Genomic DNA, 18,588 nt, shown 5'->3' on the forward strand with positions numbered 1-18,588 from the left:
TCGAATCCAGTAGGGACCACAACAGAACTCCTTTCAAGAAATTGAAAGGAGTTTTTTATTTATTATTTTTTGTAATTTTATATAAATCAATTCTTATGAAAATTACAAAACTAGTATTACCATTATTTCTTTTACTTTCATGTTTCACTTTCTCCCAACAAAAAAGAAAACAACTTTACCTCCACCTAAAATAAAGAAAGTTCCACCTTTACCAGCTCCTCCAAAAGCTAAATTATACGAGCCAACTTTTGACAACGAATACTTTATTTGGAAACTAGAAAAAGACACGTTATTACCTGCTGAATCCCCTTATGAAATAGTTTTACAAGTCAATGATTACTCAGCTTTTATGAGAATAAATAGTTACCCAGAAGAAACTGAATATAAATCAAAAGTAGTATCCATTAAAAATGGTGATATTATCTCTAGAACAATATTAATGCAGGCTAATAATTATGACGTTGAAATAAAAAATAATATTCTAGAACTGAAAAATCGGAAAACGAATGAAGTTGTAAAGTTTAAAATTATAAAAAAGAGTGGAAAAATTATACAGTTACAAGATCTTAACTCTAAATTAATCTTTACAAAAGATGATAAATACGAATATTACGCTCCGCCTTCTTTGTAACTATAAAAAACTCCGATAACAAACTTCCTTCATTTAACTTGTTCTGAATTGATTAATAGTTGATTTTTCATTTCTTCATTAATATTAAAGATTGTTTTGTAGACCAAAAGGATTATATTACGATTAAATCATTCGTATTATTTTGCTTTATTGCTACGAATATTTCTAAAATATCATTTTGAATATCAATAGAACCTTTATTAACGATTGAAATTATATCGTCTAAAGAAATACTTTTATTTATAAAACTCTCGTCATAAGAACAGCTTTTGACATGATAGATTGCAACATATTTAGATAAATCATTCATGTCACAACTTTCAGTCAAAAGATTAAACCAACTATTCATCAAAATCAATTCTTGTACAAATAAATATAATAAAAAATCCCTCAGCGCTTGAACTGAGGGATTATCTTTTTAAAATCTTAATCTTACACCATTTTCGGTTGTAAATGCTTTTTTACGGAAAAGAAACAAAGTAAGTCCTCCAATAAAAATAGCCGAATCTGCGATATTAAATACAGGCTGAAAGAACTTATAATGTTGTCCGCCTATAATTGGAATCCAAGAAGGCCAATCGAACTCCACAATTGGGAAATAAAGCATATCTACGACACAGCCTGTAAACCAACCAGAATAACCAGCAAAGTTTGCTTGTGCGACACCTTGATATCCTACCCAATCCTGAAACATTTCATTGTAAGTAGTTCCTTTATCGAAAATAACGCCATAAAAAATTCCATCAAGTACATTCCCTATTGCACCTGCCAAAACAAGCGCAATCGGAATGATAAAGAAGTTATTATTTAGTTTTTTCGACCATGCATTAATATAGTAGATAATCATTCCGATTAAAGCAATTCGTAAAAGTGATAAAACTATTTTTCCTGTTTCTCCTCCGAAATGCATTCCATATGCCATTCCAGGATTTTCTACAAATGCTATTTTAAACCAACCCAAAACATCTACGTCTTCACCTAAAAAAAAGTGTGTTTTTACGTAAAATTTTGAAATTTGGTCAATGATTAAAACCAAAATGGTAATGAGTACTACTTTTTTCAAAATACTTGATTAACGTTGCATATTTTTAGCTTCGATGCTTAATGTTGCATGCGGAACTAATTTCAAACGATCTTTATTAATTAATTTTCCTGTTACACGGCAAATACCGTATGTTTTGTTCGAAATACGTAACAATGCATTTTTCAAATCACGGATAAATTTATCTTGTCGTGCTGCTAATTGTGCATTTTGTTCTTTCGACATGGTTTCAGAACCTTCTTCAAACGCCTTGAACGTTGGAGACGTATCGTCAGTACCATTGTTACTATCGTTCGTGTAAGCTTCTTTCAATAATTCGTAATCTTTTATCGCTTGATCTAATTTGTCTTGAATTATTGCTCTAAATTCTTCCAACTCTGCATCAGAGTACCTTACTTTTTCATCTGTTGTTGCCATACGCTTACAGTTTTGTAATCGCAATTTGCGTCATCAATCCATTAATTTCAACCTCTGCCCCATTTGCAACTTGATCCTGTAAAACAAGATCTTCGGCTAATGTCTCAGAACAAATGTAATCTTTGTTTTGCTCGACTGCATTTACGATTGATTCATCATTTTTTAAGTTAAGTATAATTTTGTCGGTTACTTCTAGTCCGGTTTCTTTACGTAGATTCTGAATTCTATTTACCAATTCACGTGCAACACCTTCATTAATTAACTCTTCAGTCAATTGTAAATCAAGTGCTACTGTCAATGTAGAATTAGAAGCTACAGTCCATCCTGGGATGTCTTTTGTAGCGATTTCAAAATCTTCTAAATCTAAAGTTAATGTTTTGTTGTCAATTAACAAATCTATTTTACCTGATTGCTCTAATTTAACAATTTCTTCATTCGTCAATTCTGCTGTAGCAGCCGAAATAGCCTTCATTTCTTTTCCATATTTCGGACCTAAAGTCTTGAAATTAGGTTTAATAGATTTCACTAAAAGACTTGATGCTTCTTCGTTTGTTAAAAGTTGAATTTCTTTAACGTTAACTTCTTGTTTCAATAATTCTGATACAGCTTCCAAATTAGCTTTCATCGTATCATTCAATACAGGAATCATTACTTTTTGTAATGGTTGACGTACTTTGTTATCACTCAATTTACGAAGTGATAAAATCATACTTGTCGCCGTTTGTGCTAAATGCGTTTGTTCTTCTAATTCGGTTTTAATCAATGATTCGTCTGCAACGGGGAAATCTGCTAAATGCACAGATTCTGCAGGATTTTTACCTGTAGCTGCATTCAAATCTTTGTACAAACGATCCATGAAGAATGGTGCGATTGGCGAACCTAAAATAGAAACAGTTTCTAAAACTTTGTACAATGTTTGGTAAGCTGCAATTTTATCTTTCGAATAATCACCTCTCCAAAAACGTCTTCTTGATAAACGTACGTGCCAATTTGATAAATTATCAATTACAAATTCTTGAATAGCACGAGCCGCTTTTGTTGGTTCATAATCTGTTAAAAATGCATCAACTTTTTTCGTTAATGTATTCAATTCAGAAATAATCCATTGATCTAATTCAGCTCTTTCATTTACAGGAATTTCTTCTTCCTCAAATGTAAATCCATCCACATTCGCGTATAAAGCGAAGAATGAATAGGTATTGTATAATGTTCCGAAGAATTTACGACGAACTTCGTCCACTCCAGCAATATCAAATTTCAAGTTTTCCCAAGGTTGCGCATTCGCAATCATGTACCAACGCGTTGCATCAGGACCATAAGTTGCCAATGTATCAAATGGATCGACAGCGTTCCCCAAACGTTTTGACATTTTTTGACCATTTTTGTCTAAAACCAATCCGTTTGACATTACATTTTTGTATGCTTTCGAATCAAAAACTAATGTTCCAATTGCATGCAATGTATAGAACCATCCACGTGTTTGATCGACACCTTCTGCAATAAAATCAGCTGGATACATTGTTCCATTATCAATCAATTCTTTATTTTCGAATGGATAGTGAACTTGCGCATAAGGCATTGCTCCAGAATCAAACCAAACGTCAATCAAATCCGCTTCGCGTTTCATTGGTTTTCCTGATGCAGAAACTAATGTAATTTCATCTACTACATTTTTGTGTAAGTCGATTAAATCATAGTTTTCTTCTGTCATATTTCCAACTTCGAAATTTTGGAAAGGATTAGAAGTCATTACACCTACCGCAACAGATTTTTCAATTTCAGCAACTAATTCTTCAACAGAACCAATTACAGTTACTTCATCTCCTTCTTCAGTTCTCCAAATTGGTAATGGAATTCCCCAATAACGAGAACGAGATAAGTTCCAATCATTCGCATTTTCTAACCAGTTTCCGAAACGTCCTTCTCCAGTCGCTTTAGGTTTCCAATTGATTTCTTTGTTCAATTCAACCATACGATCTTTTACATCCGTCACTTTGATGAACCAAGAATCTAATGGATAGTATAAAATAGGTTTATCCGTTCTCCAACAATGTGGATAACTGTGTTTATATTTCTCTACTTTGAAGGCTTTGTTTTGCTCTTTCAATAAAATCGCGATTTCTACATCAACCGATTTTTCAGGAGCAGTTCCATCATCGTAGTATTCATTTTTTACATATTTACCTCCGTAACCTTCTGGTAAATCAGTCACAAAACGACCTTGTAAATCGACCAAAGGAACAGCATTTCCATGCGTATCTAATACCAACATTGGAGGAACGCCAGCATCTTTTGCAACACGCGCATCATCCGCACCAAAAGTAGGCGCAGTATGTACGATACCTGTACCATCTTCTGTTGTTACGAAATCTCCAGGAATTACTTGGAAAGCATTCTCTGCATTTTCGTAAGGCAACGCCCAAGGTAATAATTGTTCATAACGAGTTCCAACTAAATCAGCACCTTTGTATTCTCCTACAATTCTGTATGGAATTGTCTTATTTCCTGCCGCATAAACTTTGAAATCTTCTTCTGTTTCTGCTAAGAAATATGGTTTACCGAATTGTTTAGAAACCAATGGTTTTCCTAAAATTACGCGAATTGGCTCGAATGTATATTGATTGAATGTTTCAACTACAACATAATCGATAGTTGGACCAACTGTTAACGCTGTATTTGATGGCAACGTCCAAGGTGTTGTTGTCCAAGCTAAGAAATACACATCTCCATCAAAATCATTAAATAAATCTGTCGAATCTTTCTTTACTTTAAATTGAGCAACAATCGTTGTATCTGTAACATCTTGATAAGTTCCTGGTTGATTTAACTCGTGTGAAGATAAACCTGTACCAGCTTTCGGAGAATATGGTTGAATTGTATAACCTTTGTACAACAAATCTTTGTTATAAATTTGTTTCAACAACCACCAAACAGACTCCATATATTTTGGTTTATACGTGATATATGGATCTTCCATATCCACCCAATAACCCATTTTTTCAGTCAAATCATTCCACAAATCTGTGTAACGCATTACTGTACGTTTACAAGCTTCGTTATATTCTTCAATTGAAATTTTAGTTCCAATATCTTCTTTGGTAATTCCTAATTCTTTCTCAGTTCCCAATTCTACTGGTAAACCATGCGTATCCCAACCCGCTTTACGAAAAACTTGTTTTCCTTTCAAGGTTTGGTAACGACAAAATATATCTTTGATAGAACGTGCTAAAACGTGGTGAATCCCTGGCTTTCCGTTTGCAGAAGGAGGACCTTCATAGAACACAAAAGATGGATTTCCATCACGCGTAGAAATACTTTTTTCGAAAACATTATTTTGTTTCCATTCTTCTAACGTTTCTTTTGAGACTTGTACCAAGTCTAAGTGCTTATATTCTCTAAACTTTTTTGCCATCGAATTCTTTCTTATTTCTTCTAAATCAAGGAGTGCGAATATAAGAAATTTTTACATATTTTTATTGTTATAGAAACGAAAATCATATTAATAATTGCTTAAATTTATACCAATATTATAGATTTAACAATTCTTGAATAAAAATCAGATGATTTCAGATTTAATTCAGCATTAACCAAATAATTAACAACAATTTCTAAAGATATTTTTTCGATGAAAAAAGGCTTCAAATATTACTCAATTCTATTTCTAATTTTGCTTTTTGCAAGTTGTTCCAAAAACGAAGATTATACGGTTTTGATTCCAACAGATGCAGATTTTGTTGCGTTGATAAATCCAAAATCAATTGCAGAAAAAGGTAATTTTCAGAAATTAGAACAATACAAAATTTATCAATTAGCCGAAGGCGAACTTAAAAATCAAGACCCAACTTTTGATCAATTATTAAATGATATTAAAAACAATCCAACTTCTTCGGGAGTAGATATCATCAGTCCTATTTACCTTTTTGGGCAAAAAATTAATGGAAAAAATATGGTTGCGTTAATTACAAATATGCGCGACAAAGATCAATTTGAAAAACATTTATCAACGATTTACAAAGGTTTATACAAAAAAGAAATTTCGTTTGAAAAGAAAGATGGCTTTACGACTATTTCTGGATTCAATAAACCGTTTATAGCTTGGAACAAATCTCAATTTTTATTGATTGTTTCTGAATTTGGAGTTGGAGAAAAAGCGATTCAAGATTATTTTACGAAAATTATCAACGACAAACATTCGCTTGCGAAGGAAAATAATAGTTTTGGAGATTTTGTCAAAAACTCGCAGGATATCAACATTTGGTACACTGGAAATTTCTTGAAAAACTTCTCGAAACATGAAAGTTCTGAAAAGAAAAACCTTGATTTCACAAAAAGTTCTTGGGTCAATTTTATTTCATTTACTTCGGACGGAATTAGTTTCACTCAAAAATTTCATCCAGATGCGATTACAAAAGTTGAATTGCAAAAACATCCAATGTGGAAATCAAAAATCAATACTGATTTTTTCAAGTATTTTCCTGCGCAAAGTTACATGAATATTGGACTTGGAATTTATCCTGCCAACACGCGTTATGTGTTCGAAAATCAGAATTTCTTGACTACTTTTTTAGAACAATATGAAATTGATTTGAACAAATTAGAACAAAGTTTTGAAGGCGAAGCTTTGTTTAGTGTTTATGATTTTGAGATCGGAAAAGCATTCAATCCAAATGATTTTTTTGGTAAGAAAGAAGCTTTTATCAAGCAAGTTGTTTATCCGCAATTTGTTTTGGGAGGAAAAATGAAAAACGATCTTTTCTTCAACGAATTTATTAAATCTCATCAAGAAAATATTCAGAAAATTGGACCGTATTACATGTTACCAATTTCGACAAATATGAAGATTTATATGACATACAAAAACAATTTGATGTACATTACAAATAATCAATCGATCATGAATCAATATTTGAACAATATGGTAAGTTCTTCAAATTTTGTCACAACAGGATACGCTACAAACGCTTCAAATCCAATGTTTGGTTACGTGAATCTAAATTTTGATCAATATCCAAAAGAAGTTCAAAAATATATTTATCAACAAATTCCGTTCGGAAACACGAAAGAAATGCAAACGGTTTTATCTTATTTTGATCACATCGATTACCGCGTTTCGAATGAATACACAAAAACAGGAAAAATACATATGAAAAAGACGGATAAAAATAGTTTGGAAGTGATTTTCTTACTTTTGGACCAAGCTTATTCACTATTTTTCAATCAAGCTGCACAACAAAATGGAAATTAAAATCAGTCAACTTGTTCCGCATCCTTTGAAAGAATTTGGGTTCGAACAATCTGAAATTTGGAAAAATACATACACTTTTTCAAGCGGAAATATTTATCAAATCGTTGCACATTCTGGTGTTGGAAAATCGACGTTGATTAATATTTTGTACGGTGATAGAAAAGATTATGACGGAGAAGTTTTGTTTGATGGACAAAATATTAAGAATTATTCTTTGAATGATTGGACAAAAATTAGACGCGAAAAAATTGCGTATGTTTTTCAAGGTTTGCATTTGTTTGAAGAATTAACTTTGATGGAAAATATCCAATTAAAAAATGTATTAACACAACATCAATCCGAAAATCAAATTATTGAATGGATTGAAAAAGTTGGTTTAAAAAGTCATTTACATCAAAAAGCGATTCATCTTTCTTATGGTCAACGTCAACGAATTGCTGTGATTCGCGCACTTTGTCAACCATTTGATTTTCTACTTTTGGACGAACCTTTTAGTCATTTAGATGAAATAAATCAACAACTTCTGATTGATTTAGTTACCAAAGAAGCTGCAAAAAATAACGCTGGAATCATCTTTACAAGCTTACACGAAATTCACGATAAACGCCTTGCAAATGTCATTCAACTCTAAAAATTTAATTGAAAAATTGGTTCGTAAAAACCTAAGTTTCTTGCGAATTACAACCTTTTGTTTTTTCTCTATTATCGGATTTTTCATCTTGATTTTGGCTGGAACAATTTATTTGGATTATGCCAAAAATTTTGGAGAAGATAGTTCAGTTTGGAAAGCAAATTATGTGGTCTTAAACAAAAAAATATCGTCTTTACAAACGTTGACTGGTGAAAAACCAAGTTTTAGTGAAGATGAAATTAATGATTTGAAATCACAGAATTTTGTTGCAAAAGTCGGAACATTCAAAAGCAGTCAATTCCCTGTAAAATTACAAGTTGGTGGAGTTGCTGGAATTCGTGGTTTTTCAACTGATTTATTTTTCGAATCTGTTCCAGAAGATTTCATTGATGTAAAAGAGTCAGATTGGAAATGGCAAGAAGGAGAAGATTTTATTCCGATTATTATTCCGAAAAGTTATTTGAATTTGTACAATTTCGGTTTTGCAACAAGTCAAGGTTTACCACAAGTTTCGGAAGGATTATTTACTAAAATTCCTTTTCAATTGATTTTAGGAAAAGGAGAAAATCAGAAAGTATATCAAGCAAGAATTGTCGATTTTACAACAAAAATTAATACGATTTTAGTTCCTGAAAACTTTTTGGAATGGGCAAATCAAACTTATGCACCTCAAAAAAATACAGAACCTTCACGAATTGTTGTTGAAACGAAATCTCAAGGAGATGAAAATGCTTCGACTTATTTTGAGCAACAAAATTATGATATCAACAAAGATGAATTGAAAAATAATGAATTGACGTATTATCTGAAATTAGCTTTTTCGTTGGTTTTATTTATTGGCTTAATCATTGTTTTTGCAGCGATTTGGTTGATGATTATCAATTTTCAATTGATGATTGAAAAGAATAAACACAAAACAAAGGATTTATTTTTGATTGGTTACAACATCAACCAACTGGCTCGTCCGTATCTGAAATTTTCGATTATATTTATGTTATTCAGTTATATTATTTCTATTCCGTTAGTTTATTTTGTTTTAGATATCATAAAAGAAAAAGTCGGGAAATTTATGGCAACAGAAAGTTCTCACGTTTGGGAAGTGATCGGTTTTGGATTAATCATCGTGATCATTTTATTCATCATTAATAAAATAATTTTGACACAATCAATTAAAAAAATTGCGTTGAAAGATTAATGCTAAATTTTATAAAAACATAAAAAAGGATTCTGATAAACTCAGAATCCTTTTTATTTATACTTAAATATTCTCGATTAGAACGAATATCCAACTCCTACAGAAAACGAATGATTTTTCACATCACCAACTTCTACATTGTTGTTGTTTTTATTATCTCCTATTTTAGTTAATCCCATATAGTATCTCGCTCCAACATTGATATTATCTGTTACATTATATCCCAAACCAAAGTTAACACCGAAATCAAAATCTTTTACATTATCTTTAATGTCAGTTTTTTCTTCCGTATTGTACACCATGTTGTTTACATAAGTACTAACTTGCGTTTTATTACTCGCATATACATTGTATCCAAATTGAGGTCCAGCCTCTATATTAAAGCGACTTCCAGCAGGATAAAATTGAAGCATTACTGGAACTTGAATATAATCTAAAGTCGTTTTATTGTAATTTTTGACCGTCGTGTTTCCAACTTCTGTTACGTCAGTTTTTTCTCGTCCCCCCATTCGTGTAAAATTAACCTCTGGCTGAACTGCAAACTGTTCTGTAATTGGAAAATGTCCATACAAACCAGCTCCAAAACCAACCTTATAATCATTATTGTTCACGTCTTTCCCGTTAAATGAAGACATATTTGCACTTGATTTAATACCAAATTGTGCAGATGTTGTTTTTTCTTGTGCGCTCAAACTAACAACTCCTAACATTGCAGCAGCAATAAAAAATAATTTTTTCATCTTTTTAAATTTTATAGTTCTAATTATGATGCATACATAATTTCAAGTGCTATGCCAAATAATGTTAAAACCATACTTTAACAACCTTAAAACATTGAATAACAATGGTTTTAACTCAAATATTTAACATTTAAAGAATTGAATTAAAATGAAAAAGCTACATCTTTCGATGTAGCTTGTATCAATTATAAGTTGTTCTTTAATTAGAATTTGTAAGCAAAACCAACTGCTACTGCACTTGAAGCAGCATCAAAATCTCTTCCTAAAATTTCTCTTTTTGATTCTAAACCTTTATAAGCTGCATAAACATCAAAGTTAGCTCCTGAATAACCTACTTTTGGTTGGTAATATAATCCACCTTTCCAATTGTCTCCTGTAGCAAAAGCATAACCTAAGTCTGCTCCTAAGAAAAAGTTTTGAGCAACATCAAATTTAGCAGAAGCCGCTAATGGAATAAATCCATAATCTTTTCCTCCAACATCTTTAAATTTGCTATCAGCAATAAAGTGATCATATCCTGTTGCAACCCCTAATCTTACATTAGAAGCTACTGGATGTAAGTAAGCTAAATCAACACCAAGATTGAAAGAAGAATAATCTGCCGCATCACCTACTGGAATACCAATATGAACACCTCCTTCTATACCTGTTGTTTGCGCTGAAACTCCAATCATACCTGCTACTGCTAAAGCAGCTGTTAATAATACTTTTTTCATTTTTATAATGTTTTAAAATATTTACAATTTTGTTAAACTTGTTTGTATAATTTCAATTTGTGTGCCAAACTCTAAAAATCAATAATGATAAAACACACTAAAATTAACAATTACTTAATATTCAAAACTTTATTATACAAAAAAAGCTCCAAAATAATTTTGGAGCTTTTCTGTTTTTATTGATTTGACTTATTGTCCGACCATTTTGTATAAAATATTCTGTTGTTGTTTCGCATAATTGGTATCAATTTCTGCTGCTACACCAATCATTTCGTCTAAATAATTAAACTGATTCATGATTTTTGCTTGATCAGCTGCATCAACTTTTCCGTCTGCAACAACTTCTTTATATAAGGTTTCGAATTTCTTCAAAACAGGATTATAAGCAGATTCAAAAACTTTCAATGCTTTTTCTTTATCACCTCTTTCACCTAAAGCGGAAGCTTCGTTGTAGATTGACATCATCAAATCATTCTTAGCCGCGGCTAAATCTGAACCAATTGAATATCCTTTCCCTGAAGGCAACGACTCAAAGAAAGCTATTTTCGCATTTGCTTCTTTACGAACATGTGCAAACAATTCTTGCGCTTTTTTATCCTCTCCAGCTTTCAAATAAATTCCGGCAATTCTACTTACTCCATAACCAATGTCGTATTTCGCTAAAGCAGGAATTTCTAACATCACTTTGTCTAAAACTGCAATCGCTTCTTTTTTGCGTCCAGCATTCAATAAATCATCTGCCAAACGAACTGCAGTATTTCTATAAGAAGATGTGTAATTACGCTCTGTCAAACTAAATGACGCATCAGGATTATTATATCCAGACCATTTATACGAATTGAATGTTCTTAACAACATATCATTATCAGAAGCTCCAATAATTCCTCCTTTACCAAAAGGTGTATAAATTGGAACTAATTTATAACTCATCCCTGCATTCAATAAATAATCATTCATGTAGAATGTATTTTCTGGATCAGAAATTCCTCCTCCACTAAAGTAGATAGGTCGATCCCAATTGTATTTCGCCATCATTGACAACAACAACAAATTGTTTTTGAATAAACTTGACGCTTTGATATTAATTGTGATTGAATCAACCATTTTATCTGCATCTTTTGCACTTACAATTCCGTATTTTAGCGCATTTGCTTTATTTACAGGAACTACAATTTTTGAAACAGGTAAATAATTTGCCCCACCAATTGGATAACCAAAATAATCTGCTAAAGCTTGTTTCTCTGGTGATTTATTATCTAAAATAAAATCCATCGCTTCTTTAGCTGTCATACTATCTGTTGTGATATATTTTTGCAAAGGTTTTAAACTTTTATAAACTGACATCACTTGGTTTGGATCAATTTCAGGATCAGACAAATATTGACCAACTTGCTCGATTGGCATTTGACTTAACGTTTCTAATGTTTGATTAGATCCTGGTTTGATGAAACCATTTATTTGATCAAAGATATTTTTAATAGAGCCTCCAACAACAAAAATTTGATCGTTAGTTCCTGATTGATAATCTTTCGGTTTCAAATCACTTGGAAGTGGCGCTGCATTGTACGTTCTGCGTAATAATTGCTCTAAATTCCATGGAGAAGCTGCCAACGTTAAATTCGCAATTTTTACATCATCACGGAAATTTTCGGTTTCTTGTAATCCCCAAAGTGGATAAGTATCATTGTCACCATACACGAAAAGAATGGCGTTTTTATCAAGCGGATTCAGATAATTGTAAGCCAAAGAATAAGCTACAGAACGCTCTGAACGATCGTGATCATCCCAGTTTTGAGCTCCCATTAAAATTGGAATACCAGCTAAAATAACAGTTGTTCCAATTGCTAAAGACGGTTTCAATTCTTTCTTCATCAATTTTTGAAGTAATAAATAAACTCCTTGTACACCCAATCCTGCCCAAATCGCAAATGCATAGAAACAACTTACTAATGCATAATCACGTTCACGAGGCTCGAAAGGTTTTACAGATGTGTAAAAGATGATTCCGACACTTGTTAAAATAAACAATGACAACAATGACCACCAGTTGACAAAATTTCTGTTTAATTGTGTAAATAATCCGATTAAACCTAAGAATAAAGGTAACATGAAATACACATTTGTTCCATCATTTCTATATTCATCTGGTAATTTTGATTGATCACCTAAACGTGGATTATCAATAAATGGAATTCCTGAAATCCAGTTACCTTTTGTAATCTCGAAATTACCTTCTAAATCATTTTGACGACCAGAGAAATTCCACATAAAGTAACGGATAAACATATAGTTGATTTGGTAATCAATAAAGTAATTAAATTGTTCACCAAATGTAGGTGGTTCGATATCTAAAATCTCACCATATTTCTTAAGTTCTGAAACCTTTAATTGTCTGTTTTGACGCTTTTCTACCAATTGAGCGTACATTTGCTGCGCTTCTTTATCACCAGCATATTGTGCATTCAAAGAGAATTTTGGAAAAGCATAAACTGCCGCATAATTCTCCATTACACTAGGATCTGGACTAAACATTTTAGGAAAAAACTTTACATATTTATCTTCGTATGTATAATCTAAACGATCCGAAACTTTCAAATATTTTCCTGTACGTTGATCCTTGATATATTCAGAACTACGAACTGTACTTTCTGGCGCTCCGTTAGTATCACGCTTGATTCCATCACTTGCAATATGAGCCGTAAAAACTGGTCCGTACATCACAGGCCAAGAACCATATTGTTCACGATTAAAATAATCTAAAACACCCAAAGCTGTATCAGGATCATTCAAATTCATGTGAGGATTTGCGTTGGCACGAATCGGAATAACTAACCAACATGAGAAACCAATCAACATAAAAATCACACACCACGAAATTGTATTCAATAAAGCTGAACCATATTTCTGAGTTAATTTAATCGCAAAATAGAAAACTGCGATTAAAATAATAGCGGCGATAATTGTCCCTGAATTGAAAGGCATTCCCAAATTATTGACTACATAAATCTCTGTTCTACCAAAGAAAGTCATTACAACTGGGAAAATTATTTTGAATACAAAAGCTAAAATAATCAATGTAATAACATTTGCGATTAAGAAACTTTTGATTGTAAATCTATATTTTCGAGCATAATATACAAAACAAACTGCTGGAATTGCTAACATTGCCATTAAGTGAACACCAACCGATAAACCAATCACCAACGAAATAATTACCAACCATTTGTTTCCTCTAGGTGTATCAGCGACTTGATCCCATCTTGTAATCAGCCAAAATAATAACGCTGTGAAGAAAGATGCCATTGCATAAACTTCTCCTTCTACTGCAGAAAACCAGAATGTGTCGCTAAACATAAAAATTGCAGCTCCAACTAATCCACTTCCTAATGTTATAATTTTTTGAGAAGCATTTAGCTCAATTGCATCAACATTCATTGGATCTTGCGTTTTTGCAAACATTTTTCGAGCAAAATATGTAATTGTCCAAAACAAAAACATAATTGTTCCTGCGCTATATAAGGCAGATGTACTGTTGATTAATATGGCATATTTGCTTCCGTCACCAAAAGCTAAACCAGACCAAACTGCTCCCATTATTTGGAACAAAGCTGCTCCTGGCGCATGCGTAACTCCCAATTTTGCTGATGATACAATGTACTCACCACAATCCCACAAACTCAGGTAACGCTCCATCGACGCCAAATACAATATTGTCGCTATCAAGAACATCGCAACACCCAAGATGTTGTTCCACTTTTTGAAATTTATATCCATTTTGTTTTAATAAACTATCTTGCGAAAATAAGATAAAAAATTGATATAGCTTAGGATTGAAATGATTAAATTCTGATTAGAATCTCATATAAACAATATAGATTTATCGAATATTTTAAAATTAATTTTAAAGTTTCTAATCGATTCATTTACATATTAACAAAACATCAAATCCTTCAAAATAAAGATACATTTTCTCAAATAGTTTTGATTCTAAACTTTTTTAATCTAAATTTGCAATGCAAAAAGCAATGCCTTTAACAGACAAAATTCTACAAACGGGCTTCACTTTTGACGATGTGTTATTAGTGCCTGCCTACTCAGAGATATTACCGAACCAAGTATCTCTACAAACAAGATTCACAAACAATATCACCCTTAACATTCCGATAGTTTCTGCTGCAATGGATACTGTATCAGAAGCAAGATTAGCAATTGCATTAGCGCGTGAAGGAGGTTTATCTTTCGTTCACAAAAATATGTCGATCGAAGAACAAGCGAATGAAATTGATATGGTAAAACGTTCGGAAAACGGAATGATTTCTGATCCAATTACTTTATCTCGTCATCACAAGTTGCAAGATGCAGTAAACTTAATGGAGAAATACAAAATCTCTGGTTTACCAGTTGTTGAAGAAGATAGAACATTGGTTGGAATCATTACAAATCGTGATATTCGTTACCAAGAAAACTTCGATCAATTGGTAGAAGACGTGATGACAAAAGAAAATATCGTAACTTCTGATATTGATACTGACCTTAAGAAAGCAAAAGAAATTCTTTCTCGTTACCGCATCGAAAAATTACCAATCGTTGACGAAAACAATAAATTAATCGGATTAATTACGATAAAAGATATTGACAATTTAACTGAATTCCCTAATGCATGTAAAGATACAAAAGGTCGTTTACGTGTTGGTGCAGGAGTTGGAGTTGGTGCTGATACATTAGAACGCGTTCAAGCTTTAGTAAACAAAGGTGTTGATATCGTAGCGTTAGATTCAGCTCACGGACATTCTGCTGGAGTTATTAGTAAAGTTGCTGAAGTTAGAAATGCTTTCCCTGAATTAGATATCGTGGGTGGAAATATTGTAACTGCTGAAGCAGCAAAAGCTTTGATTGATGCTGGAGCAAATGCTTTAAAAGTTGGTGTTGGACCAGGTTCTATCTGTACAACTCGTGTTGTAGCTGGTGTTGGTGTACCTCAACTTTCTGCTATTCATGATGTACATTCTTATGCAAAAACAAGAAACGTTTCAATTATTGGAGATGGTGGTATCAAATTATCAGGAGATATTGTAAAAGCAGTTGCTGCTGGTGCAAACTTGGTCATGTTAGGAAGTTTATTTGCTGGTACAGATGAAGCGCCAGGAGAAGAAATTATTTTCCAAGGTCGGAAATTCAAAGCATATCAAGGAATGGGTTCTTTAGCTGCAATGAAACGCGGTTCTAAAGATCGTTATTTCCAAGCTGATGCGAAAAAATTAGTTCCAGAAGGAATTGAAGGTCGTGTTCCTCACAAAGGTTCTATTGCAGAAGTTGTTTACCAATTATGCGGTGGATTACGTGCTGGAATGGGTTACTGCGGAACTCCAAGTATTCAAGATTTAATTGATAACGGTAAATTCGTTAAAATTACAGGTGCTGGTTTACACGAATCTCACCCACATGATGTTGTCATTACAAAAGAGGCTCCTAATTATTCGAATTAAGAATTTATTAATATACTCAAACAAAATAGCAAGCCAACTGGCTTGTTATTTTGTTTTTAATATAAATCTTAAAGCTTATTCAAGTAATCTACAAGTTTTATCTTATCTTTTTCAAAACTAAAATTTAAATTATTTTTAATTACAAATTCTACTAAATTTGGATTATTAAAAATCTTATTTAGTTGTTTTTCATTTGTAGGAAAAACATAAAACTTATCTTCTTTATGTCTAATTAAATATAAGTCACTGTCATTCACCAATGAGAATTTTGTATTTGCTTTATTTGCATTATTTTTAAATTCTCCGTGAGTAATAATTTTTTTATTCCTTTTATATAAAGAATATTTTTCTTTATCATAAACTAAAACCTCTAAATACCCTTCAATTTTTCCATTTTTAGTAGGATATTTAAGAAATTGATATTGAGTTAACGGAAAATAAATCATCAACTCAGGAACTTTGGTTAAATTAAAAATTTTACCTTCTTTTTCAAATTCCATTTCATCTGAATAAGCATTGTATCTAAGTTTAGAAAAGTCTAAATTAAAACCTTTTATTTCTATATCCTCAAAATTTGGATTAAAATACTGGCTACCTTCATATTGAGTTATCACTTCACCTTTATTTCTTAAAGCAATTTCATTTTGAATATTACTTATTTGATGGGATATTCTTTCATTTAAAGTTCTATCAACCCCATCTGTTAATAAATTTTGTTGAGCATTGACACCTAAACAAAAAGAAGCAAAAAAACAAAATATTTTAATTTTTAACATACTCATAATATTTATTATCCAATATACAATTTATTTCATTAAAAATCAATAAAATAAAAAAAGCAGCAAAAATAATTTTGCTGCTTTTATAAAGAAAATGGATATTATATTATTTAGTCATCCACCATAATTTTCCATTAATTGGATCCTTTCCGCCATAAGCTGAAACTGCTTCATTCCAATTTGTAGTATTAAGAGTTTGTTCACCTAATGGATATGAAATTCTATACGGAATATCAGTCATACCTGCTACTAATGGAGTGAATACGTATGGAGTACCATCTATTTCATATCCAGTTTGACCAGGTAATAATAAAATACTACCATTAGGATATCCTGTACGTCTATATTCTACCCAAGCAGTTTGAGGCTGCATATACAAAGCAATATACTTTTGAGTAATTACATTTTCTTTATTTGCAGCTGGTAATGCAGCTACATAAGCATCAATTTTAGCTTGATCTACTCCCCATTTTTGCATAGATGCTATCACACCATTCACATAATTAGTTTGGTTCCAACCATTAGCTTCTGATAACAAGAATTCTACTTCAGAGTATTCCATTAAAACCTCAGCATAATCTGCAGAGAAAATAGTTTTTGAAAATGGAGATACTTTAGATACCTGATTATTTGAGGCTAAACGAGTAGATGGTAATCCATAAGGAATTCCTTGATATTTTGTAATATCATCCGTTTCTACATAGTTACCTGAACCAGCGTTAGCTTTTGATGTTCCTAAAGGTGCAGCATATTTTTGTAAACGTGGATCAACTCCATAATTACCAGATTGTCCTTTTAATAATCTTATTAATTGATTATTCACATAGAAGTCATTTCTATTTCCTACAAAAAATTCACTCCAAAATGGAGAACCTTCCACAGCCGATGTTCCATAATGTTGCAAAGCATTGTCTTCATTTGAGGTAAAAATTCCTTTTGCAATAGCATCTTGCATTTCAGCTTTCGCTTCAGGATATACATCTTTAATTTGGTTAGCAATTCTTAAACGTAACGAGTTTGCAAATTTTTTCCATTTAGATGCATCTCCAAAATAAATTTGGTCACCAATTTTATTCTCAGGACTTGTAAATACATTCTTTTCAGTAATATCCAATTGCGCTTCAGCTTCTTTTAATTCTTGTAATAAGTTTTTGAAGATTTCTTCTTGCTTAACATATTTAGGCTGAGCATATGTATCAATCTGTAAAGCTTGAAAATCAGGATTTTTAGCTCCACTTAATGACCAATAAGGTACATCACCGAAATAATTTGTTAAATCTAAGAATTCGTAAGCCATCATAATACGTGCTACAGCAATCTGTGTATCAACATCTCCGTAAGCAGCTTGTTGTGGTCCTAAAACAGGATCTGTACAAATACTTATTACCTTTTTTAAGTTAGATAAAGATCGATAACTTGCGTTCCATGCTTGATCTCCTGTTGTCGTACGATAAGCGTATTTATCCTCTTCTGTATAGTTTCTCTGTGCTGAATATTGTACCCAAGGCAATAACATACGTCCAGACACCCATCCATCTCTCATTTCGTCTACAAAAATCTTTGTAGCGATTGGAAAAATTGTATATGTAGGCGCATTTTCGGGTGCATTAGGACTAATATTCATTTCTTCAAATCCATTATCGCAAGAAGATAATAAAGCACTTCCTAGTAATGCTGATAATATAATTGTTTTATTGATTCTCATA

At 32.1% G+C, this 18,588-nt stretch carries 14 protein-coding genes; 5 read left to right on the plus strand and 9 right to left on the minus strand.

Annotated features, from left to right (window positions below):
- The first annotated feature begins 139 nt into the window (after positions 1–139).
- Positions 140–631, plus strand: coding sequence for a hypothetical protein (locus B4J88_RS05340; protein WP_286494701.1), 492 nt, complete (start codon positions 140–142; stop codon positions 629–631).
- Positions 632–743: 112 nt separating this feature from the next.
- Here the strand turns inward: B4J88_RS05340 and B4J88_RS05345 are convergent, their stop codons facing one another.
- The 4 genes from B4J88_RS05345 to ileS form a co-directional block, all read right to left on the minus strand.
- Positions 744–941: a hypothetical protein gene (locus B4J88_RS05345; RefSeq protein ID WP_286494702.1), complete on the minus strand. Its 198-nt coding sequence runs from the start codon at positions 939–941 to the stop codon at positions 744–746.
- Positions 942–1,049: 108 nt separating this feature from the next.
- Positions 1,050–1,694, minus strand: coding sequence for a lipoprotein signal peptidase (locus B4J88_RS05350; protein ID WP_038331916.1), 645 nt, complete (start codon positions 1,692–1,694; stop codon positions 1,050–1,052).
- 9 nt (positions 1,695–1,703) lie between these two features.
- Positions 1,704–2,090: a TraR/DksA family transcriptional regulator gene (locus tag B4J88_RS05355; protein ID WP_038331914.1), complete on the minus strand. Its 387-nt coding sequence runs from the start codon at positions 2,088–2,090 to the stop codon at positions 1,704–1,706.
- 4 nt (positions 2,091–2,094) lie between these two features.
- Positions 2,095–5,502, minus strand: coding sequence for an isoleucine--tRNA ligase (gene ileS, locus B4J88_RS05360; protein WP_291066718.1), 3,408 nt, complete (start codon positions 5,500–5,502; stop codon positions 2,095–2,097).
- Between the two features lie 213 nt (positions 5,503–5,715).
- On the opposite strand from ileS, the gene B4J88_RS05365 reads away from it, so the two are divergent.
- The 3 genes from B4J88_RS05365 to B4J88_RS05375 are packed head-to-tail and all read left to right on the plus strand — an operon-like array spanning position 5,716 to position 9,161.
- Positions 5,716–7,335, plus strand: a complete 1,620-nt coding sequence (locus tag B4J88_RS05365) for a DUF4836 family protein (protein ID WP_221854211.1) — start codon at positions 5,716–5,718, stop codon at positions 7,333–7,335.
- A complete protein-coding gene (locus B4J88_RS05370; protein WP_125348666.1) occupies positions 7,325–7,966 on the plus strand; it encodes an ATP-binding cassette domain-containing protein in 642 nt (213 codons plus the stop codon). Before B4J88_RS05365 ends, B4J88_RS05370 begins: the two co-directional genes overlap by 11 nt.
- Positions 7,950–9,161: an ABC transporter permease gene (locus tag B4J88_RS05375; RefSeq protein ID WP_291066720.1), complete on the plus strand. Its 1,212-nt coding sequence runs from the start codon at positions 7,950–7,952 to the stop codon at positions 9,159–9,161. The genes B4J88_RS05370 and B4J88_RS05375 overlap by 17 nt, the downstream gene beginning before the upstream one ends.
- A 77-nt stretch (positions 9,162–9,238) precedes the next feature.
- On the opposite strand, the gene B4J88_RS05380 is transcribed toward B4J88_RS05375, so the two are convergent.
- From B4J88_RS05380 to B4J88_RS05390, 3 genes are all read right to left on the minus strand, one after another.
- Complete coding sequence (locus B4J88_RS05380; RefSeq protein WP_115001535.1) at positions 9,239–9,901, minus strand: porin family protein; 663 nt, start codon at positions 9,899–9,901, stop codon at positions 9,239–9,241.
- Between the two features lie 203 nt (positions 9,902–10,104).
- Positions 10,105–10,617 carry a hypothetical protein gene (locus B4J88_RS05385; RefSeq protein WP_291066723.1) on the minus strand — a complete coding sequence of 171 codons (513 nt, stop codon included), beginning with the start codon at positions 10,615–10,617 and terminating at the stop codon, positions 10,105–10,107.
- Between the two features lie 189 nt (positions 10,618–10,806).
- Positions 10,807–14,391, minus strand: a complete 3,585-nt coding sequence (locus B4J88_RS05390; RefSeq protein ID WP_291066725.1) for a DUF2723 domain-containing protein — start codon at positions 14,389–14,391, stop codon at positions 10,807–10,809.
- A 251-nt stretch (positions 14,392–14,642) separates the two neighbouring features.
- Here B4J88_RS05390 and guaB point away from each other — a divergent pair, with 251 nt between their 5' ends.
- Positions 14,643–16,103: an IMP dehydrogenase gene (guaB, locus tag B4J88_RS05395; RefSeq protein ID WP_291066727.1), complete on the plus strand. Its 1,461-nt coding sequence runs from the start codon at positions 14,643–14,645 to the stop codon at positions 16,101–16,103.
- A gap of 68 nt (positions 16,104–16,171) precedes the next feature.
- On the opposite strand, the gene B4J88_RS05400 is transcribed toward guaB, so the two are convergent.
- Positions 16,172–16,879: a hypothetical protein gene (locus B4J88_RS05400; RefSeq protein ID WP_291066730.1), complete on the minus strand. Its 708-nt coding sequence runs from the start codon at positions 16,877–16,879 to the stop codon at positions 16,172–16,174.
- Positions 16,880–16,988: 109 nt separating this feature from the next.
- Positions 16,989–18,587 carry a SusD/RagB family nutrient-binding outer membrane lipoprotein gene (locus B4J88_RS05405; protein ID WP_291066732.1) on the minus strand — a complete coding sequence of 533 codons (1,599 nt, stop codon included), beginning with the start codon at positions 18,585–18,587 and terminating at the stop codon, positions 16,989–16,991.
- Position 18,588: the final 1 nt, after the last annotated feature.

The organism is Empedobacter sp. UBA5036 (genome assembly GCF_002415215.1).
GTDB classification, from domain to species: Bacteria; Bacteroidota; Bacteroidia; order Flavobacteriales; family Weeksellaceae; genus Empedobacter; species Empedobacter falsenii_B.